The sequence below is a fragment of the Photorhabdus cinerea genome (assembly GCF_011189575.1).
Taxonomy (GTDB): domain Bacteria; phylum Pseudomonadota; class Gammaproteobacteria; order Enterobacterales; family Enterobacteriaceae; genus Photorhabdus; species Photorhabdus cinerea.
Genome location: NZ_PUJW01000026.1, coordinates 20,182 through 43,812 on the forward strand (window position 1 = coordinate 20,182; position 23,631 = coordinate 43,812).

15 protein-coding genes and 1 pseudogene are annotated in these 23,631 nt (G+C 40.2%); 10 read left to right on the top strand and 6 right to left on the bottom strand.

The features are described from left to right. Window positions 1–109: 109 nt before the first annotated feature. Window positions 110–1,303 (bottom strand): benzoate/H(+) symporter BenE family transporter, encoded by a 1,194-nt coding sequence (locus tag C5469_RS18905; RefSeq protein WP_166309881.1) that lies wholly within the window; start codon window positions 1,301–1,303, stop codon window positions 110–112. Window positions 1,304–1,931: 628 nt separating this feature from the next. On the opposite strand from C5469_RS18905, the gene C5469_RS18910 reads away from it, so the two are divergent. From C5469_RS18910 to C5469_RS18935, 6 genes are all read left to right on the top strand, one after another. After that, window positions 1,932–2,534 carry a DUF1819 family protein gene (locus C5469_RS18910; RefSeq protein ID WP_242689531.1) on the top strand — a complete coding sequence of 201 codons (603 nt, stop codon included), beginning with the start codon at window positions 1,932–1,934 and terminating at the stop codon, window positions 2,532–2,534. After that, window positions 2,531–3,133 carry a BREX protein BrxB domain-containing protein gene (locus C5469_RS18915; protein WP_166309885.1) on the top strand — a complete coding sequence of 201 codons (603 nt, stop codon included), beginning with the start codon at window positions 2,531–2,533 and terminating at the stop codon, window positions 3,131–3,133. The genes C5469_RS18910 and C5469_RS18915 overlap by 4 nt, the downstream gene beginning before the upstream one ends. Window positions 3,134–3,144: 11 nt before the next feature. Next, entirely contained in the window at window positions 3,145–6,786 is a 3,642-nt protein-coding gene (gene brxC / locus C5469_RS18920; protein WP_166309887.1) for a BREX system P-loop protein BrxC, read from the top strand. 41 nt (window positions 6,787–6,827) lie between these two features. Continuing rightward, window positions 6,828–10,451 carry a BREX-1 system adenine-specific DNA-methyltransferase PglX gene (gene pglX, locus C5469_RS18925; RefSeq protein WP_166309889.1) on the top strand — a complete coding sequence of 1,208 codons (3,624 nt, stop codon included), beginning with the start codon at window positions 6,828–6,830 and terminating at the stop codon, window positions 10,449–10,451. Continuing rightward, complete coding sequence (pglZ, locus tag C5469_RS18930) at window positions 10,451–13,051, top strand: BREX-1 system phosphatase PglZ type A (protein ID WP_166309891.1); 2,601 nt, start codon at window positions 10,451–10,453, stop codon at window positions 13,049–13,051. The genes pglX and pglZ overlap by 1 nt, the downstream gene beginning before the upstream one ends. Window positions 13,052–13,229: 178 nt before the next feature. Next, a complete protein-coding gene (locus C5469_RS18935; RefSeq protein ID WP_166309893.1) occupies window positions 13,230–13,898 on the top strand; it encodes an epoxyqueuosine reductase QueH in 669 nt (222 codons plus the stop codon). An 82-nt stretch (window positions 13,899–13,980) separates the two neighbouring features. Here the strand turns inward: C5469_RS18935 and C5469_RS18940 are convergent, their stop codons facing one another. After that, on the bottom strand, window positions 13,981–14,214 hold the full coding sequence (locus tag C5469_RS18940) for a hypothetical protein (protein WP_166309894.1): 234 nt from the start codon (window positions 14,212–14,214) through the stop codon (window positions 13,981–13,983). 716 nt (window positions 14,215–14,930) lie between these two features. On the opposite strand from C5469_RS18940, the gene C5469_RS18945 reads away from it, so the two are divergent. The 3 genes and pseudogenes from C5469_RS18945 to C5469_RS18950 all read left to right on the top strand — a co-directional run bounded on the left by C5469_RS18945 (window position 14,931) and on the right by C5469_RS18950 (window position 17,022). Then, window positions 14,931–16,517 carry a toxin gene (locus C5469_RS18945; RefSeq protein WP_166309896.1) on the top strand — a complete coding sequence of 529 codons (1,587 nt, stop codon included), beginning with the start codon at window positions 14,931–14,933 and terminating at the stop codon, window positions 16,515–16,517. Between the two features lie 242 nt (window positions 16,518–16,759). Continuing rightward, a pseudogene (locus C5469_RS23755) lies at window positions 16,760–16,855 on the top strand (hypothetical protein); the annotation flags it as partial. 23 nt (window positions 16,856–16,878) lie between these two features. Next, window positions 16,879–17,022, top strand: a complete 144-nt coding sequence (locus C5469_RS18950; RefSeq protein ID WP_242689532.1) for a hypothetical protein — start codon at window positions 16,879–16,881, stop codon at window positions 17,020–17,022. Between the two features lie 177 nt (window positions 17,023–17,199). Here the strand turns inward: C5469_RS18950 and C5469_RS18955 are convergent, their stop codons facing one another. From C5469_RS18955 to C5469_RS24105, 3 genes are all read right to left on the bottom strand, one after another. After that, a complete protein-coding gene (locus tag C5469_RS18955) occupies window positions 17,200–17,808 on the bottom strand; it encodes a hypothetical protein (RefSeq protein WP_166309898.1) in 609 nt (202 codons plus the stop codon). Window positions 17,809–18,195: 387 nt separating this feature from the next. Further along, window positions 18,196–19,221: a fucose-binding lectin II gene (locus C5469_RS18960; protein ID WP_166309900.1), complete on the bottom strand. Its 1,026-nt coding sequence runs from the start codon at window positions 19,219–19,221 to the stop codon at window positions 18,196–18,198. Between the two features lie 120 nt (window positions 19,222–19,341). Further along, complete coding sequence (locus tag C5469_RS24105) at window positions 19,342–21,036, bottom strand: fucose-binding lectin II (RefSeq protein ID WP_278249777.1); 1,695 nt, start codon at window positions 21,034–21,036, stop codon at window positions 19,342–19,344. Between the two features lie 314 nt (window positions 21,037–21,350). Here C5469_RS24105 and C5469_RS18970 point away from each other — a divergent pair, with 314 nt between their 5' ends. After that, window positions 21,351–22,244 carry a hypothetical protein gene (locus C5469_RS18970; RefSeq protein ID WP_166309902.1) on the top strand — a complete coding sequence of 298 codons (894 nt, stop codon included), beginning with the start codon at window positions 21,351–21,353 and terminating at the stop codon, window positions 22,242–22,244. 202 nt (window positions 22,245–22,446) lie between these two features. Here C5469_RS18970 and C5469_RS18975 read toward each other — a convergent pair whose 3' ends face one another. Continuing rightward, window positions 22,447–23,481, bottom strand: a complete 1,035-nt coding sequence (locus C5469_RS18975; protein ID WP_166309904.1) for a fucose-binding lectin II — start codon at window positions 23,479–23,481, stop codon at window positions 22,447–22,449. Window positions 23,482–23,631: the final 150 nt, after the last annotated feature.

Genomic DNA, 23,631 nt, shown 5'->3' on the forward strand with positions numbered 1-23,631 from the left:
AGATATGTCCCATCGTAATATTCAGCGCGCAACAAACCGGGAAAACTATCATAAGTTTTATTAATAATAAATATCATAAAGTGCTGAAAAGTATAATTTTACTGTTCATCTAATGATCGATTTTGTTTTTCTCAGGCAAAGATAAAAGGAACATGGTTATTACTCCACCGATTAATCCCCAGAATGCAGCCCCTACGCCAAGTAGCGTTACACCGGAAGCCGTGATCAAAAATGTGATTACCGCCGCGTCCCGTTGCTTTTCATTCTGTAGCGCTTGTAGCAGGCTGCCAGAAATGGTTCCAAGCAACGCTAATCCGGCGATAGTATGAATAAGCGCTGTGGGTAGTGCGCTGAATAACATACTGATTGAACCACCGAACAGGCCCGCTATCAGGTAAAACACACCGGCAGCAGCAGCGGCCATATAGCGGCGATTGGGGTTAGCATGAATTTCTGGACTCATACAGATAGCCGCTGTAATTGCTGCGATACAGACGGAAAAACCACCAAAGGGGGATAAAATAAGCGCGATTAGCGCTGTCCAGCTTATCAATGATGAAACAGAAACCGGATATCCTGCCGCTTTCAGTGTGGCGACACCGGGCGCATTTTGAGATGCCATGGTAACGATAAAAAATGGGACACCAACACTCAGTAATGAAGAGAGTGTAAAACTGGGGGCAATAAATTCAGGGACAGCAAATGTGACCGCGGATTGCTGTTCAAAATGAATATCTCCCTGTAAAAAGGCGATAGCTAGCCCTGATAGTAGTGTTAAGACAATGGCATAGCGGGATAAATATTTGCGAGTCAGAAGATAAGTCAGGCACATTCCGGCGGTCAATGCAAAGTTGACTGAAAGCGAGGAAAAAGCATCAAGGCCAAAGCGTAATAGAATACCAGCCAGCATTGCGGCGGAAAGAGCTTGTGGAATATAGTTCATCAACCGTGCAAACAGGCCGGTAATACCACACAGAAAGATCAGAGCTGAAGCAAAGATAAAGATACCAATGGCCTCGTTGATTGATGTTCCTGGTAGCGTGGTCACTAGTAGCGCGGCGCCCGGTGTTGACCATGCGGTAAGGACGGGTGTCCGGTAATAGAGTGATAGTCCCAGAGAGCTGATACCCATTCCAAGCCCCAGCATACTTAACCAGCCACCGATCTGCATGGTGGTGGCACCTGCGGCTTCAGCAGCCTGAAAGATAATGGCTGCTGAGCTGGTATATCCAACCAGAACAGCGACAAATCCGGCGGTGATTGCCGGAAAAGAGAGGTCCCGCAGGGAAATTGCATGGCGCATAGCTGTCTCCATTGATGATTATTTTGATTGAAAGTATCTGTTTTGTCTGTAATTTAGGTATATACCCTATGGATTTCAAGCTGCATCGCGACGGCAAGGGAACGAATCCCCGGGAGCATAGCGAACTATGTGACCGGGGTGAGTGAGTGCAGCCAACAAAGAGGCAACTTGAAAGATAACGGGTATAAATCCATATTAGGAATAATTCCATATTAGTTGAATTCTGCCAACTTGAGTGGTTATTTCTCCCCGTCGATTTCCTCAATTGCTTAATATTTTATTTATAGAATTCTTTTCTGAAATTTTTTAATTACTAATCGTCTGATTTTTGTTTTTAATATTTGCTAATAATTACACTGTATGCTAATTAATTAGTTGTATGTTCTGTCTGTATTATTTTTATCTTAATATGTTGGTGTGTTTTTCTAATAATTTAGCTATTAGTAAGGTTGTTTCATTTGGCAAAAAATAACAATAAATGAGAAATTTTTTCAATTAGGCAAGACGTTGAAGAGCCAGCCTCTTTCATTGGATGGCATCAACTTATCAAGGCCACTACAACCACTTTCTCTAATTTTGCAAAGTGCATCAAAAAGCAGCCTATTTCTTAACAATGGTTACAAATGATATGAAGTATGACAAAACCTGGATTGGTGATCTCCTTGGCGGTTCTTTGATGAGCCGGGAAAGTCGTTTAATCGCCGAGATGATGTTGCAATTACCGAGCAAGGGGCAATGGCAACAGCATCTTGTCACTGAAAATATCCTACAGGCATCTTCGGAGAGGACGGCGATTCGCTATGCGCACACTCTTCGTTTGCGTCTATCTATGTTGGACAGTAAAGGATTGGAGTTGGTCGCACATGGGAGTGAACGCGAACGTCAACAGTGCTTAATGGTGGCGTTGATGTTGCAGTCACCTGTGGTCGCTGCTTTTATTTCATTGGTGGTTAATGATGCAAAACGCCAATTCCGTAAATCCTTACCGGCTAATGTATGGGAGGTTTTTGTTGAGGATCAACGTCGAGTTCATCCTGAGTTGACCCGCTTCTCTGAGTCTTCATTAAAGAAAATGGGTAATAACGCGATAAAGGCATTAAGTGAAGCCCGTTATCTTGATGCTCCTCGTCGTCGCCATCTGCAAACTGTATTTCTGCTGCCTGAAATTCATGATCTGTTGATACGTCTTAAACGCAGCGATTTGATTCCTCTCATGGAGGGAAAACAGTGATTGATAGGGTTTTGGAATACCGACTAGCACAAATTGAATCTCGCATAGAGATGGAGGGAATTCCACGTAATACCCGCCCCGGTAATGAAATCAGTTTTTGGATTTTTGATTACCCGGCTGAAAAAGAGATTCGGGTGCGGGAATACCTGCGATATCTGGTTAAACGGTTGGAGAAAAAACGCACATTTGTTCATCTGAATATCTTCAAGATATTGGTTGATATGTTGGAAGCACGGAATTTATTTGAGCGTGTTTGTGAGCGCGAAAAACAGATGGGTACCGAAGCGATGAAGAAACAGCTTTCAGGTTTACTCAGTCAGAAAAAAATAGCTGAGCACATTGCTAATACCACTCCTTTAAAAGATCAGGAACTGGCGATTATTTCAGGCTTGGGGAATGCATGGCCTTTTGTGCGTGGTCACGAATTGATGAGCGCTCTACAGGATGTAATGGGTTTCACGCCTTTGTTGATGTTTTATCCGGGAACCTACAGCGGCTATGACTTAACACCTCTCACAGGGATTGATTCCCGTAACTACTATCGTGCATTCCGATTGGTTCCTGAAACTGGCCTTACGGTATTGCTGAATAATCATTAAAGAGCATCGTTATGAATATTGCACAAATCTTTACCAAACCGCTAACCCGAAATATTAACGGGGTGGTGAAAGCCGAACAAATTGATAACGAAAGCGCCTACATTGAATTGGATGAATATGTGATTACGCGTGAGCTTGACCGTCATTTTCGTGCTTTTTTTGCCGCTTATTTACCCGCTATTGGTCCAGAACGGAGTCGGGTTGAGAATAAGATCGGCGTTTGGGTTTCTGGCTTCTTTGGTTCAGGTAAATCACATTTCATCAAAATCTTATCTTATTTGCTGGCCAACCGGCAGGTTATCCACAATGGTGATAGACGTAGTGCGTTGTCTTTTTTTGAAGATAAGGTAGAAGATCCATTGTTATTAGCTGATATTTGTAAAGCGGTGCAGTATCCAGCCGAAGTGCTTTTGTTCAATATTGATTCCCGTGCTAATGCAGACGATCGTGAAGATGCGATCCTTAAAGTTTTTCTAAAAGTGTTTAATGAACGCGTTGGTTACTGTGCAGACTTCCCACATATCGCGCATTTAGAACGTGAACTCGACCGCCGTGGGCAGTATCAAGTGTTTAAAGATGCTTTTGCTAATATCAGTGGCTCATCGTGGGAAACTGAGCGAGATGCTTACGACTTTTTCCGTGATGAAATGGCACAGGCATTAAGTGTAGCGAGCGGGCAAAGTGAGGAATCATCACGCCAATGGGCGGAACAGTTTGATGCAAATTTTCCTTTAGATATCACTAACTTCTGCAAGTGGGTTGACGAGTACCTGGATAGCCGTGAGAACAGCAACATCTTGTTTATGGTCGATGAAGTTGGTCAGTTTATTGGCAAAAATACCCAGATGATGTTGAAGTTGCAGACGATTACTGAGAATCTTGGCACGATCTGTAGTGGCCGAGCGTGGGTTATTGTTACGTCGCAAGCGGATATCGATGCGGCTATTGGTGGTATAGCGCATCGTGATGGCCTGGATTTCTCTAAGATTCAAGGCCGATTCCCGACGCGTTTACAGCTTTCCAGTTCAAACACTGCTGAAGTTATTCAAAAACGCTTGTTAACTAAAACCGAATCAGCGGTTGAAGCATTGCAAACCATTTTTGCCCAGAAGGGTGACATTTTACGTAATCAGCTTGGTTTTGATGCAACGACCAAGGCGACTCTGAAGCCCTATACGCAATCATCTGAATTTGTTGATAACTACCCATTTGTACCCTGGCATTTTCAGCTGGTACAAAAAGTGTTTGAGTCTATTCGTACCAAAGGGGCAACGGGCAAACATTTAGCAATGGGTGAGCGTTCCTTGCTGGCGGCGTTTCAGTCGGCGGCACAACAGGTTCAGTCGGATGATTTAAATACGCTGATCCCTTTTTGGCGTTTCTATGCACCCATTGAGGGTTTCCTGGAGCCTACAGTTAAGAGAACTATTGAGCAAGCAGAGGGATTAGGTCTCTATGAACAGGATATCCAACTGCTTAAGACACTATTCTTAATTCGCTATGTTAATCTGCTAAAAAGCACCTTAGATAATCTGGTGACTCTGACTATCGACCGGATTGATACGGATAAGATCACATTACGTTGTCAGCTTGAAGCCAGCCTTCAGCGCCTTGAAAATCAAATGCTGATTGCCCGTAGCGGTGATGAATATTTGTTCTTAACTAACGAAGAAAAAGAGATTGAGAATGAAATTCGTAATGTGGAAGTAGAATACACCACGATCAATCGTCACCTCTCAAATATCATTTTTGATGACTTGCTCAAAAACAGAAAATATCGTTACCCGGTGAATAAGCAGGATTTCCCGATAAGCCGCTTCTGTAATGGACATCCTTTGGACGGCGCTAATCTGGAAGATTTAGTGGTGAAAATATTAACCCCGCTGGATACTTGTTATAACCATTATCGCGATGATATTACCTGTATTCCTTATTCTGCTGAGGGTAACGGTTGTATCTTGATCCGACTGGCCGATGAATTACTGGTGTGGAAAGATTTGCAAATAACGGTGCAGACAGACAGTTTCCTTAACAAGCAATTTGGGCAGAGACCAGAACAGGATGTGCTGTTGAAGGAAAAGGATCGCGAAAACCAGAGTCGTGAAAAAACATTACGTGTGCGTATTGAACAACTGCTAGCTGAAGCGACGGTTTATGCTATTGGTGTCCGTTTACCGAAAAAATCTGCCTCACCAACAGCCATCGTGGATGAAGCCTGTAGATATGTCATTGAAAATAGTTTCGCTAAACTTAAATTGCTGCGTCCAACAAGTAGTGATATCAATCGTGAAATTCATTCGCTCCTGACCATAGAAGATACTGTACAAATCAATCTTGATATGTGCTCTGAGGAAAGTAATCCAGAAGCTACGCGAGAAGTCGAAGCCTGGATTAGCATGAGTGTCGATTATCATAAGCCGGTTTACCTGCGGGATGTACTTAATCACTTTGGACGGCGTCCCTTTGGCTGGCCAGAGGACGCGGTCAAATTGTTGGTCGCGCGTTTGGCCCGTTCAGGCAAAATCAATTTTACCCTGCAAAACAATCAAATTAGCTTGAAACAGGCGTGGGATGTGTTCACGAACACGCGTCGGCATAGTGAGTTACGTTTACTGAAAGTCCGTCAGCATGATGAAGAACAACTGCGCAAGGCGGCACATATCATGAACAATGTTGCGCAGGAGTCTTTCAACGAACGTGAAGAGCAAGGATTGGCAAGGCATATTCGTACCACTTTGGAACGTTGGGAACATGAGTATGTCGGCTATCAAATCACCATTCAAACAGGGCAGTTCCCCGGAGAAAAAGAGATTCAGGAAGGGCTTCAGCTGATTAAATCGCTTTTGTCGCAAAAAGAAGCTTTTTCTCTGGTGGAGAAAGTGATCGATGAATCTAACGCGTTGGAAGACTTTGCTGAAACACGCGATGATCTCAGTGATTTTTATGGCAATCAGCTCCAGTCTTGGCAGCAGTTGGCAACGGTGCTAAATGGCAGCTTTAAGGCTAATCGTAGCGCGTTAGAAAAAGATGAAAAGGCTCATCAAGCCTTGACTAAACTGTGCCACATTTACCAAATGGCAAAGCCCTATTCTCAGCTCCGCTGTATTGTTCCGCTAATTGAACAGGTGCAGGAAGTGAATCAGCGTTTGTTAACCGAAGCCCGTGAGTACGGTTTACAGCGTATTGATACCCGCATTGAAGAAGTTAAAAAACAGATGCAACAGAGTCAGGCACCTGATTCATTGCTGAATCGAGCGTTGTATCCAATGCAGAAAAGTCGTGAGCGTGTAGTCAATACACAGTCGATACCTGAAATCTATCATGAACAAAGTGAGGCCCAGTTACAGCAAGGACAGGCTGAACAGTTAATGAACGACTGGATTGATGAGCAGTTGAAAAAACGTCAAATGATAGAGAAATCAGTTAGCAATGATGGACAGCGATCGCCAGTGATGCCGATATCTGACCCGCCTGCCGTACAGCCTGTACCCGTTTTGAAAAAGACGCTTGCGATCCACGCTACGCGCGAAATGAAAAAAGCCGTTGGTGGGGACGTATTAGAAACGACCGAGCAGATGGAAAAGGCGCTTGAGCAGCTACGTCAGACGTTATTCGATGCCCTCAAAGCCGGTGATCGTGTTCGCCTCCAGTGACTTAATCGAGCAGGCGTTTATCACGTCTGCAAGGATTGCCCATGAATACTTCCAATATCAAAAAATACGCTCCTCTGGCACGAACCCAGTTCTGTCATGCCATTACTCAAAAGCTCATATCGTTAGGGATTAGCGTTGATAAAAACGGTGACTTACAGATTGCCGATATGACTAAAATAGGCGATCGGGTTCGTTTTGGTCGCTATGAATACCCTAAAACGGTATTGGCGCTTCGTAATCGATTGGTTGAGCGTTCGCATGTACAGGGTTATACCCAGTTAATTGAACATGTTGCCTACACTTGGTTTAATCGCCTATGCGCTATTCGTTACATGGAGCTACATGGATATCTGGATCATGGCTTCCGTGTACTATCTCATCCTATAGATCCTATTGGTTTTGAGGTGTTAGCGCATGTTCCAGAGGTCGTCAGGAGCCTGGAGTTAAGCAATCCTCAGCGGCTGGTAGAGATGAAACTGGCGGGCGATCAGGATGAAGCGTTGTATCGCGAGCTATTGTTAGGGCAGTGTCATTTCTTGCATAAGGCTATGCCGTTCCTGTTTGACTCGCTAAATGATGAAACTGAGCTGCTGCTGCCGGATAATTTGACGCGTACTGACTCTATCCTGCGCGGGCTGGTGGACAGTATTCCTGAAGAGGACTGGAAACAGGTAGAGATCATCGGCTGGTTATATCAGTTTTACATCTCTGAAAGAAAAGAGCAGGTTATTGGTAAAGTCGTGAAGAGCGAAGATATTCCCGCAGCCACTCAGCTGTTTACCCCTAATTGGATCGTGCAGTATCTGGTGCAAAACTCCGTAGGTCGCCAATGGCTACAAACCTATCCTGACTCTTCGCTCAAGGAGTGCATGGCATACTATATTGAACCCGCAGAGCAGATTGCCGAAGTGCAGGTGCAGTTAGCGACAATGACACCAAATAGCATTGAACCTGAGAGTATTAAAGTACTTGATCCTGCGTGTGGTTCCGGCCACATCCTCATCGAAGCCTATAACGTGCTGAAGCGAATATATGAGGAGCGTGGATACCGCAGCCGTGAAATTCCGCGGTTAATTCTGGAAAATAATCTCTTTGGTCTGGATATTGATGATCGTGCTGTTCAGCTCTCAGGCTTTGTGTTGTTAATGATGGCGCGTCAAGACGATCGCCGTATCTTTACCCGTGATATTCGCCTGAATGTATTGTCGTTGCAGGAAAGCTCCCAGCTAAATATCCCAGCTTTGTGGCAGGGGATTAACTTGCATCAACAAAGCTGTACCGGTAGTACTGTTGATATGTTTGCTCAGAGCAATATCAGCACTAATAGCCAAGGTGCTGAATATCAATTGCTGGAAAGGACGTTAGCGTTATTTACGCAGGCAAAAACCTTTGGTTCATTGATTCAGGTTCCGCAGCAGGATGAGGAAGCATTGAAAGTATTGTTACGACAGCTCATTGAGTTGGAAGCGAGTGGTGATACTCATCAGAAAGAGGCGGTGCATATCCTTATTCCTTTTATCCATCAGGCATGGTTGCTAGCGCAGCGCTATGATGTGGTGGTAGCGAATCCGCCGTATATGGGCAAGAAGGGAATGAACGGTGATCTGAGAGAATTTGCCAGGAAACAGTTCCCTGACAGTAAGTCAGATTTGTTTGCAATGTTTATGCAGCATGCATTTAGTCTGTTGAAGGTGCATGGTTTTAATGCTCAAGTGAATATGCAGTCGTGGATGTTTCTATCTAGCTACGAGGCACTACGTGAGTGGCTGCTGGATACTAAGATTTTTGTCACTATGGCACATCTAGGCTCTCGAGCATTTGGGCAGATTTCGGGAGAGGTGGTTCAGACTACGGCTTGGATAATGAGTAAATATCATATTGATGGTTATCTGCCGGTATTTTTCCGTTTGATTGAAGGAGGAGAGGAAGAGAAAAAAAGTCTTTTAATAGAAAAGAAAAACCGTTTTGATAAAGTTAAACAGGATAGCTTCAGACAAATCCCAGGAGTACCGATTGCGTACTGGATCTCTACGGGATTAATGAATCTTTTTAAAAATAACTTACCTATGGAACACTATGCGGATATAGGTGCTGGGCTAAGTACAGGAAATAATGATCGATTTCTTAAGATGTGGACAGAGATTAATCATTTGAATAGAGATTGGGTCCCTTGTCAAAAAGGTGGATCGTATAGGAAGTGGTATGGTAATAATGAATTTGTGATTGATTGGGGGAATAATGGTGAAAAATTAAAGAAATTCAAAGGGTCTATTTTAAGAAATGTCCATAATTATTTTAGGGAAGGGATTTCATGGACTAGAGTGTCTAGTGCAAGTACCGCTTTTAGATATTTTGAAGATGGTTTTATTTTTGAATCGACTGGCCCTGGCTTTTTTCCAAAAGAAAACGATAAGAGAGCACTATACTTCTTTGCTGGGTTATTAAATTCAAAACTCGCAACAGTATTATTGGAATTTATTGCACCTACATTAGATTTTCTAAGTGGACATATTGCTAAACTGCCTTGTCTTCAAGGAAATTGGGTTGATGTTATTGCTGAAAATTCATCTAAACTAATTAAAATTGCTAAAGAGGATTGGGATAGCTATGAGATTTCCTGGGATTTCAAACAAAATCCCATGGTGGGAAATAATGAAAGGATGCTGCTATCAGCATATAAAAGAATTAGAACTCACTTTTCAAATAATATAGAAATAATGAGAGATCTTGAGTTTGAAAATAATTCTGTCATTGTGAAAAGTAATTCATTAGAGCAAGATATCTGCGTTGATATCTCTTTAAATGAGATAACATTGACATGTAATCCACATTATCGTTACGGTAACGAATCAACAGAGCTAGAACTGGAAAATCGTTTCCAATCCGACACCTTAGCCGAGCTTATCAGCTATATCATCGGCTGCATGATGGGTCGCTACTCTCTCGATCGAGAAGGTTTAGTTTATGCTCATGCTGGTAACCAAGGTTTTGCTGAATTAGTAACACAAGGTGCCTATAAAACTTTCCCGGCAGATAACGACGGCATTCTTCCACTGATGGCTTCCGACTGGTTTGATGGTGATGTCACTGTGCGGGTGCGTGAGTTTGTTCGTAAAGTTTGGGGCGAGGATTATCTACAAGAAAACCTCGATTTTATCGCCAAAAGCCTATATTTGTACGTTATCAAAGAGAAACGCGGTGAATCTTCACTGGATACCATCCGTCGTTATCTTTCTATCCAGTTCTGGAAAGATCACCTCAAAACCTACAAAAAACGCCCGATTTATTGGTTGTTCAGCTCCGGTAAAGAAAAGGCATTTGAATGTTTGGTATACCTGCATCGATATAATGACTCCACGCTGGCGCGTATGCGTACCGAATACGTTGTGCCGCTGTTGGCGCGCTATCAAAGTAATATTGATCTCCTGCAAGAACAGCGCAAGGGGGTATCATCTGCGGCTGAAATTAATCTCTTGAAGAAAAGACAGGAAGGTTTCACTAGAAAATTTAATGAGCTGCGCAGTTTTGACGATCGTCTGCGCCACTATACTGATATGAGAATTACACTTGATCTGGATGATGGCGTTAAGGTTAATTATGGCAAGTTTGGTGACTTGCTGGCGGATGTGAAAGTGATCACGGGTAATCCACCGGAGGTAGCGTAATGCAACAGGCAGATTTACTTCGCAGGCTCATGGACCACTTTACCCATCACCGTATCGTGTTTTGGTACGATCCGAAGCAACATTTTAGTGAAGTACTGCCTAAGCTTGATCTGGACGGTATCTTTGTACTGAATATGCACGGTGCCTCATTACTGGCAACTAAAAAACTGATCGAACTTGATCAACCAGAACAAAAGTTCTTACTGTATTTTGCTTATGAGCGTCCCGTGCGTGAGTTAGATTGGTTGCTGGACATTCGTCTCTACAGCAGCGAGTTCCATGCTGATCATGCCGCGATGATCCTTAGCGATTTGAAGATCCCTCAATCAGGACTACGTGAATATATTCAACGTCGTCAGGATTTCTTCTCAGTGAATACTCGCACTCAGACGTTAAAACGCTGGATCACGGAAGATGAATCTGAAGACTCGTTGGATAAAAAAATGCTAGCGGTAGTCGTTGGGGCTAACTCATTCGAAACGAAAGAAATTCTCTTTAACCTGTTGCAGCAATATGCCCGCCAACATAAGGATGAAGAAGATAGCGCGCTTGAAAACACGTTAGCGGTGATGGAGCATTTGAAATTAGTTCCGGTACTTTGGTGGTTGTTGGAACAAGAAATGAGCTACCAGAATGAAAAGCCATTGCTGGATGATTTTATCCTTAAATTATTTTGTACTGATCTTTGGTTACAAGGTGACAAAGCGCATAGAGATTGGCTCAGCAATAATGTATTACCCACGGCAGCGGGCAAGTCTTCGGCTTTAGCATTTATGGTTGGTTGGCGTGCTGATCGCCGTTTTAGTGAAGATTACGATTTTATTGCGGATCAGCTAGCCGGAAAATTTGATCTGATTGCGCATTATCGTCACAGCTCTCCCTATGCTCTGCAAGAGTGTGAAACCTTTGAAGCTATCGAACAATTTATTATTAAAGCTTTGGTTACGCAGTTACTGGAAGAAAACACCACATTGGATCGCGTGATGTTTAAAAATTTGCTGTCACAGCGTCTGGCCGCCCATTGGTGCCAAACGCGGCCAGAGTATCATGCGATTTATCAAGCTCTGCGACATGCGGAACGTTTGCTGAATTTACGTAATCTCCATATTGATGGTTTTAAATATCCTGATTCTTCATCTCTGTGGAAGGCATATACCACGGAGATTTATCGCTTTGATCAAGCCTATCGCCTCTTTAATGAGCAAGCAATGTTAGTTCATAGCAAAGGTGCGGATATTCTGCGAAACCTCGACGAGCATATTGAGGCGCTTTATACCAACTGGTATTTAGCTGAGTTGAGTCGTGAATGGAACCGATTACTGGATGGTGAACAAAGAATCCATAGCTGGGAATTCAGCGGGATACCATTACAGCGGAACTTCTATCGCGACGTTGTGAAGCGTGAGTTGAGTACCTCTCAGGTCAAACGCGTGTTTGTGATCATCTCTGATGCTCTACGTTATGAAGTCGCTCAAGAATTGGCGAGTTTGATTAATTGCGAAAAACGTTTTAGTGCCGAGTTGCGTTCTCAAACAAGTGTGTTGCCAAGTTATACTCAATTAGGCATGGCGGCACTATTACCACATAGAGAACTGAGTTATTTACCCGATAACTCAGGTGTCGTTTACGCCGATGGGCTGTCGACACAGGGCATTGCTAATCGAGATGCAATTTTGCGCAAAGTTAACGGCATTGCGGTCAGTGCTAACGAATTGTTTAATTGGAATAATAGCGAAGGGCGCGACACAGTACGTAATGCAGAAATAGTTTATATCTGGCATGACACCATTGACGCGATTGGTGATAAAGGGGCAACAGAAGAAAAAACCTTTGAAGCCTGCCGAAAAGCGATCAATGAGTTGAAAGATTTGGTTGCTCGAGTGATTAACCGTTTGAATGCTACCCGTGTTTATATTACTGCCGATCATGGTTTCTTATTCCAGCAGCAACCGCTCTCTGAAACAGATAAAACTAAACTTCAGATCAAGCCTGAAAACACAATTGAGGCAAAGAAGCGCTTTATCATCGGCCATCAGCTGCCAGATGACGCGTTCTGTTGGCATGGTAGATTGTCTGATACGGGAGGCAGTAGTGATGACAGCGAATTCTTGTTGCCTAAAGGTATACAGCGTTTTCATTTTACCGGTGGGGCACGCTTCGCTCACGGCGGAGCAATGCTGCAAGAGATTTGTGTACCCATATTACAGGTGAAAACCTTGCAAAAAGCGCAGGTGGAAAGACGACAACAGCGACTAGTGGGAGTTGTGGCGAAAAGCCAACATATTAAATTAGTCAGCAATATTGACAAGGTAAGTTTTATTCAGACTGAGCCGGTTAACGAACAATATCGTGCACGCCAACTCACTATCTATATTGTTGATTCAGGAAACCATGTCGTCTCAGCCAAAGAGACGGTGAATTTTGATAGTGATAATCATGGTATGGATCAGCGTGTGCGAGATGTTACGCTGAAACTTACGGGTAAGCGGTTTGACCGCCGACATAGTTATACGTTAATTCTGGAAGATAGCGAAACCCAGACGCATTTTAGCCGTTATGCGGTGACTATTGATCTTGCCATTCAGGATGATTTTTTTTAACAAAACTGTGGAGTTCTCTCCTCTAAATTCTTTTGTTTTGTATTCCAACGACCCCGTAAAACCCTTCGGCCTTTTCGCCTTATTCCCCCGTCCACATTGGTCGGAGGTTTATGGCGGCTTTCGCTAAAAATAACTATATTCTATAATTAATTCTTATGCTTATTATGGAGCCTGCTTAATGGAAAACTTTGTTCGCCCTGTTTTAACGTTGCCGGATAATGCGGAACGGCTATTATTGCACTCTTGTTGTGCTCCTTGCTCTGGCGAAGTAATGGAAGCGTTGCATGTCTCTGGAATTGATTACACCGTCTTTTTCTATAATCCTAATATTCATCCCAAACGGGAATATTTAATTCGCAAAGAAGAAAATATCCGCTTTGCCGAACTACACAATGTGCCATTTGTTGATGCGGATTATGATAGCGACAACTGGTTCGAACGCGCTAAAGGCATGGAGTGGGAGCCAGAAAGAGGCGTTCGTTGCACTATGTGTTTTGACATGCGTTTTGAGCGCACAGCTTTGTATGCTTATGAAAATAATTTCAGCGTTATTTCAAGTTCTCTGGGGATTTCTCGCTGGAAAAATATGCAGCAAATAAATGATTGCGGAAAACGCGCTGCAAGCCAATATCCGGGGATTGAATACTGGGATTATAACTGGCGTAAGCAAGGTGGATCGGCTCGGATGATTGAAATCAGTAAACGGGAAAGATTTTATCAGCAAGAATATTGTGGTTGTATCTATTCATTGCGTGACAGCAATAAGCACCGTAAGTCTCAGGGGCGGGATATTATCAGGATTGGTGTTAAATATTATGGTGATGATGACACAGAAGGAGCTTGTTAAGCTTTTCACTTTAATAGGTTGAGGGGGGATTTTCCCCCCTGAATTTATGGTCATTACACTATCAAATCGGTGTTATAACCACTTAATGAGTCTTCTTCGTTTCTTTTGTCTTTTCTGTCATTACGTTATGATGAGAATGTTTTGGTGTAGCTTTGCCTGATTTCTTTTCATGTTGGTCTGCTTTTTTCTCCATATGGGAAGATGTCACTTTAGCATTGGCATCCGAGGATTGAGTCATAGGTGTGGCGGGAGCAGCTAATACCGCGCCAGAAAATAATAGTGATAATACAGTTACAGATAAGCTTAAACGTGTCATGATGATTGTCCTATTTTTAACTTTGTTTCACTTGCTGGATATACATCTTAAGCGACTGATAAGCTGCTCGATATTCCAGATTTATTTCTAATGCACAACCGAGTATACGGTTGTGAACATTAATTCTGCAAATTTAAGATATTATATTTTAATGGTTTGTTGAATAATCGTTGAATTTTTCTCTTTTATTGAATTCTTTTTGATTAGTGAAGGTATCTTCAATAGCTAAGTCATAAGCAGTTATTTCCAGTGATGTAACCAATGATCAGATATTCATGAAATTATTTATTAGAAGGTTGAGTCTATTTTATATCAGTAAGATTTTAAAATCAGTCATTATATAATAAATAATGACTGATTATGATAAGTTGAAATTCATCGCTAATAAAATATTCTGGTGATAATCAATTAACCGGAATTAAAATTAGTAAGATTATTGTTAAATAATACAATTTTATTGAAATGTCAGTGATGTTTTATAAATAATTTCTACTGAGTTGGTAGTAAGTGGTAAAAATTGAACTATTATAAAACTGGTGTATTTGAATAACCAATAAAACATGGTAATAATTACATCACAGTCTATAGTAACGCATTGAACGTATTAACGCTCTATTAGGGAAAAGTCATTACCGTCCGTGATAAAAGGCAATGAATTGTCATAACAACTGTTGCTGTCGTCAGGAAAATAATGTTAACCGAGTGGAGATGAAAGTATGTCTAAGTACAAGGTAAATCGATGTTTATTAGCAAGTGCAATATTATTCTCTCTAATTTCAGAAAATACGATTGCCGCCAATCCTGAAATATCTGCATATTATTTGAGTGGACCTGCTGCGCAAATTGGTACTCAAGAATATTATGCTAGCCTTGATAATTTTAAAAAATTAAGCAGTGACATTGCTAAGAATAAGAGTAACTTTAATACGCTGGTATTATCTTTTGTACAACCCAGTCTTGTTAATTATGAGAAAAATAGCCTGAAATGTACGGGATTGTTTGGTTATACCTGTACCCCAGGCCAAATAATCAGTGCAAAATCTGCTAAAAATGCTGCATCAGACTTTGTCAGATTAAAGGGCATTATTGCTGATTTAAAATCTCATGGAGTAAATACCTATATTGCTGTAGGGGGATGGAATTTCAGTTGTCATCCGAAAATTTATGACATTACTGCTGATAAAAAAGACGCTTGTGGTAATGAACCCGGGGCAGTCTATGATATTTTCCCCAATCCCCTGACTAAAATCTCCCGATTTGACAGCCCAATTATGGGTAAAGCAGCAGATAATGCATACAGAAATATTGTGAATTTGGCTGCCAATTTAGGCGTCGTGGGGATTGATGTTGATTATGAGGAATTCTGGCATGCTGATATTAATGCGAAAAGCTGGAAATTAACACCTGACTTAATCAATATTCCCCCTAATAATAGTGAGAATCTGACCACATCGGCTTTAATGAAGAAGGGATTTGGTAATTATGTTTATGATGCATCAATGAATATTGTTCCGGGTGCAGAATTAATCCCCCGTGCAATGCCTGAAACTGTGGATAAATTCGCTGCTATTTTAAAATCTTTTTACAATTCAATTAGCGCGGTTAAGCCATCGCTTAAACTCAGTACTGCCGGCCCCGCAACGGGAGGAATCCCGAATATGTCTGCTAATTGGGGAACAGTTGCGATATATTCTAATATTTATGGTGGCGCCTGGTGGGGAGGAAATCTCTATGGTTTGATTTATAATACTGCGCTGACTTATCCTAATCTTGTCAACCGATTCAGCTACATTGGTGTGATGACCTATGATTTGAGTGAAACAGATTGTGGTGGGGATTCTCATATTCCTTGTGATCTGCCTGGTCAGGTAAAGTATTACTATAGCCAATATATTAATTGGCTTAAATCAGGTAATGAAGTTGCTATTCCTCATGTTAAGCTCAAAGGGGCGCGTAATTACGCCTTAGCTTCAATTCAACCTCAAAAATTATCGGTTTTGCCACCTATCACGGTTGGATTTGAAGTGGGTAGGCCAGCAACCGGCAATTTACCTCTCAGTAAGACTGAGCTCAATAACATATTAGACGGTACGATCAAATATGGTAAATCGGGCCTCATTATGTGGGATTTGTTTAAAAAGGAACGTTATGACGGCAGTGACTGGGAAGAGGATTGGGCAACACCTCGTGATGTTTTGTCGACTGCCTGTAAGAAAATGGGGCTGACAGGAGAACATTATAATTGCGATAGTTCTGTGCCTACTCCTGATCCTGTCCCAACTTTTACTAAGAAAAAGAATTGAGGTTGATGTTTTATTATATTTATTCTGCGGTTATGCAGGTTTCTTTAAGAAACCTGCATATAAAAAGGGTAGTAAAAAACCTACTATATTCATGACAAAAGGTGTTATAGAAATAAAAATTCAATTACGATAATCGACTAATCAATGGGTTATCTTAGGTATTAGACTTACTTTAATATTTTATGATTTTTATATAAAAATCAAATAATTAATAATCCAATTAACTGTGTATTTTTCCAGTATTTATTGCCGATAGTGCTGGATTGAGTGCAAAAGCATCTAAAGCTGGTGGTATTAGTTGGGTTTTTACTTACCGACTTATACGATTGACGATTGGTATGGTGCTATGGGTAATTCCAATATGAAGGTGGCTGTTGAGGGTTATGTGGATAAATTAAACGGTAAAGATGTTTTTGTCACCGAACAGATTGGCATGTATTTAAAAGATAGATTTCAAATTGCAGCGTGGCGGCAAGTGAAAGCAGCCAACAAAGCAGCAACTTGAAGGATGAAGGGTATATGATTTCATCGTGTAGGAGCTTATTATTTACCTGCTAATTTATTGATGATTTTGGTCATTCAGTGAAATAGTATCCTCTATGTATATTTGCTGGCTAAGACATAGAAAAGCTATTCTTGCCAGCTTCATTTGCACGAATAAGAGACTTATTGCTACTGCATCTTATCGCCACAATGACACGGTATTGGTAAATATATCGGGGGGAGGACAAGGATTGCTCACTCTTGCCATTTTCCACAAGCCGGTCTGGCTTTTACGGGCAGTATTATTGGACATAAATACTTGATATAACGAGCCTGAGCCTCCGGCATGGTTATGGGTATCAAGGAAACCTTTATTTCCCCACCGATTATAGAGAGAGATACCTTCGCCTTCTCTGATATTCCCATTTAGTGGTGTGGTTTCACAATAAATAACCCATTCCAGGGTTGATTTTTTACGTATATCTGAGGTGTATACATGATGTATTTCCTTTGATTGTTCATATTGATCCACCACGTCATAATACCGTAAGTAACCGCCATCACAGTAATATAGGTTGTAGAGTAAGATAATATCATTATTAATTACCTCACTACCGACTAGTTTTTCCGTGGCTGATTCAATTCTCCATATTCCACCATGAATAGCTAAAGATGAATCTACTGTTACCACGCTATATTTCGTACCGGGTTTATTACCATTGCCAAATACACTGAGATATCCACCGCTCCAGTTCTTATAGCTGTTTAATATTGTCACGGTATCTCCGTATTTAAGTATATTATCCATAGTTTCCTCAAAAATTGTGTTGTTTCTTGCTAATAATTGGTACTTTAATGAAATTATCACGGAATATGATTACATTGTTTTTTCATAATCCGGTTCGACTAAATACTCATATCAATGGGAGATAGGAAAAGGGAAGATTAAAAAGTTAATTTTTATCGGATGAGGGGTATTTGGCGAATTACAAGTTTTGTCTAAGAAATTAAGTTACCTGAAGGTTGAAATAGTGTCTTTTCTGTTGGTAATTTTGCACATATCAGTAAGGGTAGTACCGTTTTGCTGATAAAGTTGTCGTAAAATAAACAGAAAAAGCGGCATAATGCCGCTTTAATTTATTGATGAATTTCATCTCTACAGGATTTGCCAGGGTGATATATTTTGCTTTTTGATTTACACTTGTGGCCAGATTAATACTACCACGCTGTCGTTATACTTGTTGTCTGTACCATTTTCGGCTCCAATAATGACTGTCCCCGGTTTTTTGTCTAGAGTGTTATAGGCATAACGGAGTTTGCAGGGTTTGCCATCCCCTTCAATTTCGATACAGACTTTCCCTGTACCTGAAAAGTAAGTCTTGAAATCTAATATGCTACTAACTCCGTTACTGGTTAATGTATCTACTAACTGGTCATCAATATGCACTTTGACAGTTTGCTGATGAATATTCGTATTAACGTAGGCTGACAAACCAAATTTTATATTGTGAGGTAACTGAAAACAGTGTTTACCAGTGTTATTGGTACCACAAGTTCCACCACAGCTTATATTGTTGTGGCTACCTAATAAATCTGTGTCAACGGAAACTGCTGCTTGAATGTTGTGGAAAGAGACACCAGGCCAACTGGATTTGGTGAGTGTAGGTTCACTATCAATAACATTCAAGCTCGTATTGTATCGAATATAATGATCGTCTTTGAAAAGGTAGATAAAGCCAGCAATATTCCTCCATAAAACAACTGCATCCAAATGCGCATTGAATGCGGCGTACTTGCCAGTAGTTCCCCATCTGGCCGAGATAGTTTTCTTATTAATTTTGTGTGAACTGACAGTGTAATCGATACAATCGCGTCCTTTGAAGAAACAAACAATATCTTGTGTTGTATCGACCCATTCTGTAGCTGCATCTATTCCATTTTCAAATTCAGTACCTTTTAATCCCGGCCATCCCTCTAAAATGTGTTTTGGCCCTTCACTCACTTGTGCTTTTTCTATATCAAATTTGAGATATTGTGAGCCTTTAAAAAAATATAGATAACCATTTAAATTAATCACATCATCAATATTTCGTTGAAACTCGATAGGGAGGCCAGGCCAATCGTTACTGGTAGGTTGGGGGTAGCCAGTGTGTACTTTATGCAATTGATCATTATATTTAATATTTTCTGAGTTAAGAAATAGGTAGGTATTTGAATTCATTTTTTTATATCCTTAATAATAGTTAGGATGAATGTCATTTTGATATTTTTATTAAGTTTTATGTTGTCAGATAAAATGTAGTAATTTCATAACAATGATGTTGGATAGTATATTTTTGTCTTACGACAATGACCAATTCAACACTACCACACTATCGTCGTAATTATTATTAGTACCATTGTTAGCGCCGATAATCGCTGTTCCAGGTTTTTCGTCGAGTGTATTATAGGCATAACGGAGTTTGCAGGGTTTGCCATCTCCCTTAACCTCAATACAGATTTTGCCTGTACCTGATGTGTAAGTCCTGACATCTATTATGTGACTTATACCTTTGCCAGTTAATGTGTCTACCAGGAGGTTGTCAATATATACATTTATCGTTTGTTGATGAGAATCAGTATTAACATAGGCTGTCAGGCCAAACCGAATACTGTGAGGTAACTGAAAACAGTGTTTACCGGTGTTATTGGTGCCACATGTTCCGCCACAGTTTACAATGATATCACTACCTAATACATTTGCATCAATCGACACTGCCGCTTGAGTTTTATTGAAAGTGACGCTATTCCATTTAGTTTGAATAGGGGCAGGCTCACCATAAATAGTATTCAACATCAGATGTAATCGGAGATATTCATTGCCTTTGAAAAGGTAAATAAAAGGACCGGTATTCCGCCATAAAATAGCTGCGTCCAAATTTGCACTGAATTTCGCGTATTTATCAGTAATTCTCCATCTTTCTGAGATAGTTTTTTTGTCAATTGTATGTGAACTCACAGTGTAATTGATGCAATCTTTGCCTTTAAAGAAACAAACGATATCTTTTTTTGTATCTATCCACTCTGTGGCTGCATCTATCCCATTTTCGAATTCAGTTCCTGCTAATCCCGGCCATCCCTCTATAATGGGTTTTGGTCCGTCAATCACTTTTGCTTTTGCGATATCAAATTTAAGATATTGCGAGCCTTTAAAGAAATATAAAGAACCATTTAAATTGATCACATCATCAATATACCTTTGAAATTCAATAGGCAGATTAGGCCAATTGTTACGGATAGGTTGGGGATAACCTGTATCTATGTTATTTAATGGGTCATTATATTTAATATTTTCTGAGTTAAGAAAGAAATAGGTGTTTGTATTACTGTCATTGCTAATCTCATTGCCTAATAAGTCCATATCAATTGACACTGCAGCTTGAACTCTTTTGAAAGTTATTCCACGCCAATTAGCTCCAATGGGGGATTGTCCATCAATAGTATTCGATTTTAGATTAATCCTGATGTTAGAATTGTCTTTGAAAAGGAAAAGAAAAGGGCTGCCAATATTTGTCCATAAAATAGCCGCATCCAGATTTTCACTAAATTCTGAGAATTGTTCTGTTATCCCCCATCTGTCAGCGATAGTTTTTTTACTAACGGTATGTGAACTCACGGAATAATCAATACAATCGTTACTTTTAAAGAAACAGACGACATTTGTCATACCCGTTTTTTTTACATAGGGCCATTCTGTGGCTGCGTCTATCCCGTTTTCAAATTCAGTTCCTGCTAATCCCGGCCATCCTTCTATAATAGGTTTCGGTCCGTCAATCACTTTTGTTTTTGTGATATCAAATTTAAGGTATCGTGAGCCTTTAAAAAAATACAAAAAACCATTTAAATTAATGACATCATCAATATGTCTTTGAAACTCGATAGGAAGATCCGGCCAATCGTTATTTATAGGCCGAGGATAACCGGTGTCTGCCTCATACGATTTTTCATTGAATGTAATATTTTCTGAACCAAGGAAAAGGTAACTTGATGTATTCATTTATATATATCCTTTTGGGTGATTAGGATTTAACATGTTGTTTGAATTTATTTTTTACAATTAAAATATGGCAATGGAGATGTTAATATTGTTTTGCTTTAATGTTTTCATATTTATTACCTATGCTGGTGCACAGAGAAATTAATGCTATTGGTGGGGTATAAGCAAGACTATATATTAATAATTTATTAATTGGTTTAATATTGTTGGATTTTATGTGCCTTACTTTATTTGAGAATTAAAGATTAACTTATCTAAGGTATAAAATACAAGATCAATGTGTAATTATATTTTTTATAGGAGATATTTTAGTAATGAAACTAGAACAACATGAACGTCCAATCTCAATTGAAGATTTATCTAATTCAAATTCCGTTACAATAACGGTATGGGAACCGAATTTATATCCTGAAGGTCGGTGGATAGATACAACAACACCGCGAGCTGGCGTGTTGTTTAAGAATTCAGTCAATGTGACTAGCGCTTGGGATATCGTCAGTGTTGGGGGAAGGAAAGCTTTTAAGGCGCAAACTTTATCTAAATCTAGCAATCAAGGTGGTCACTGTATCGGGATTGCAACAGATACACCTGTTGATGCCAGACATTGCTATTGTGAGCTTGACCTGTTCTGTAATCCATACCCTGAAATTACAGTGTGTGTGTTATCCAAGAAAACGAGTGTAAGCGGTACATATCAAAATATTGGTTACGGCTATATGGCGATTCACTTGACTGGGGGGTATAAAGGTAAGTCTCAATGGATGCCATCAAACATTCCACTGGGTACTTCGATTGATACTGCAACTCCTTATGTCATGGTTTGGAATCTTCAGGCTAATTTGATTCAGTCAGTCAATTTTGTTGGCAAACAAACGGATGGTATTTATAAAGGACAACCGACGTTAGGTAATACTCATTCTGGTGTTGCACTGAGTTATGAATGGCCGAAAAATACTTGGTCTCGTTGGCGTATTGGATTGCTTGCTGAAAATAATGGCACGTTAATAATCGAGTGGTATAATACTGTGGCAAATAAATGGAAGATAGAACTTTGCCAGTATAATATGAATGCGCTTATGACGGGAAATCTTGCGTCAGGCCAGATAGGGATTATTTCTGGTATGTCTTCTAATGCTACCACAAGAGATCAACAAAATATGCTTTATAGAACACCGTTTGATCGTGCTATATTTTTTCAAGATTTTTAAGATAGAATATTGAATCTGGTTATTTAACCATCTTGCATGATATATACAAAGGGGCTTTCTTCTTAGTTCCATATATTGTTGTAATATGAAAAAATGATTTTTATTATAATCTTATTGGTGTTGCTAAATGTGGAGTATAAAAAAGCGGCATAATACCGCTTTTTTATTGATAAGTTTTATCGCTGTTGTTAGCGGGATTTACTCAGAAATCTTTTATCTTCACTAACGGCCAATTGAACATTAACACGGAGTCGTTGTAATTATTATTGATACCATTTTCAACCCCGATAATCGCTGTTCCTGGTTTTCCATCAAGGGTGTTATCGAAATAACGTAGTTTGCTTGGTTTGTGATTCCCTGTAATTTCAAAACAGACTTTGCCTGTACCTGACTTATAGATTTTAGTTCCTATTAGATTATCTATTCCCTTGCTGGCTAATGTATCTACCAGACGATCGTCAATATACACTTTTATTATTTGCTGATGAATATCGACATTAGAATAGGCTGTCAGGCTAAATCTAATATTGGGAGGTAACTGGAGACAATATTTACCCGTATCACTATTGCCGCATGTTCCGCCACAGCTTCCATTATTGCTATTGTCAGGTTTACTGCCTAATAAATCGGTATCGACTGATACTGCTGCTTGAACTTTGTTGAAGGCTTCCCCGGTATAATTAGTTATGGGTACAGGCCCATAATCAATAGTGTTCGATTCTAAATTAAACCGGATATAACTATTGCCTTTGAGGAAGTCAATCCGAGAATTGATTCTCCATACAACAGCATCAAGATTTGCACTAAATTCTTTGTATTTCTCTGTAGTGCCCCATCTGGTTGAGATAGATTGCTGCTTAATCGTATGTGAATTCACAGTATAATCGATACAATCGCCGCCTTTAAAGAAACAAACGATGTTTGTGGTCAATTCTGTGGCGGCATCTATCCCATTTTCAAATTCGGTACCTTTCAATCCGGGCCATCCATCGGCAATAAATTTCGGCCCATCAGTCACCTTGGCTTTTGCGATATCGAATTTAAGATATCTCGAGCCTTTAAAAAAATATAAATAACCATTTAAATTAATGACATCGTCAATATGTCTTTGGAACTCGACAGGGAGATTAGGCCAATCGTTACTAATAGGCTGGGGATAGTCTATGTCTGGTTTTTTTAATATCTCACTATATCTAGTGTTATCTGCATTAAGGAATAAATAGACTTGCGAATTCATTAATATATATCCTTTATGGTTTTTAAGTTTGCTACTGATTTTCCGTACTTGTTAAATTTCTTGATTATAGATAAAGCACGGTAAGAATGTTATTTGGCGAAACAGAAAGATTTTCGTGATGGAATTTAATGGAGAAAATAGATTTTGGCA

Coding starts and splice junctions, on each gene's coding strand:
- C5469_RS18905 (WP_166309881.1), bottom strand. CDS start 1,303: ATGCGCCATGCAATTTCCCTGCGGGACCTCTCTTTTCCGGCAATCACC.
- C5469_RS18910 (WP_242689531.1), top strand. CDS start 1,932: ATGAAGTATGACAAAACCTGGATTGGTGATCTCCTTGGCGGTTCTTTG.
- brxC (WP_166309887.1), top strand. CDS start 3,145: ATGAATATTGCACAAATCTTTACCAAACCGCTAACCCGAAATATTAAC.
- pglX (WP_166309889.1), top strand. CDS start 6,828: ATGAATACTTCCAATATCAAAAAATACGCTCCTCTGGCACGAACCCAG.
- pglZ (WP_166309891.1), top strand. CDS start 10,451: ATGCAACAGGCAGATTTACTTCGCAGGCTCATGGACCACTTTACCCAT.
- C5469_RS18935 (WP_166309893.1), top strand. CDS start 13,230: ATGGAAAACTTTGTTCGCCCTGTTTTAACGTTGCCGGATAATGCGGAA.
- C5469_RS18940 (WP_166309894.1), bottom strand. CDS start 14,214: ATGACACGTTTAAGCTTATCTGTAACTGTATTATCACTATTATTTTCT.
- C5469_RS18945 (WP_166309896.1), top strand. CDS start 14,931: ATGTCTAAGTACAAGGTAAATCGATGTTTATTAGCAAGTGCAATATTA.
- C5469_RS18950 (WP_242689532.1), top strand. CDS start 16,879: ATGAAGGTGGCTGTTGAGGGTTATGTGGATAAATTAAACGGTAAAGAT.
- C5469_RS18955 (WP_166309898.1), bottom strand. CDS start 17,808: ATGGATAATATACTTAAATACGGAGATACCGTGACAATATTAAACAGC.
- C5469_RS18960 (WP_166309900.1), bottom strand. CDS start 19,221: ATGAATTCAAATACCTACCTATTTCTTAACTCAGAAAATATTAAATAT.
- C5469_RS24105 (WP_278249777.1), bottom strand. CDS start 21,036: ATGAATACATCAAGTTACCTTTTCCTTGGTTCAGAAAATATTACATTC.
- C5469_RS18970 (WP_166309902.1), top strand. CDS start 21,351: ATGAAACTAGAACAACATGAACGTCCAATCTCAATTGAAGATTTATCT.
- C5469_RS18975 (WP_166309904.1), bottom strand. CDS start 23,481: ATGAATTCGCAAGTCTATTTATTCCTTAATGCAGATAACACTAGATAT.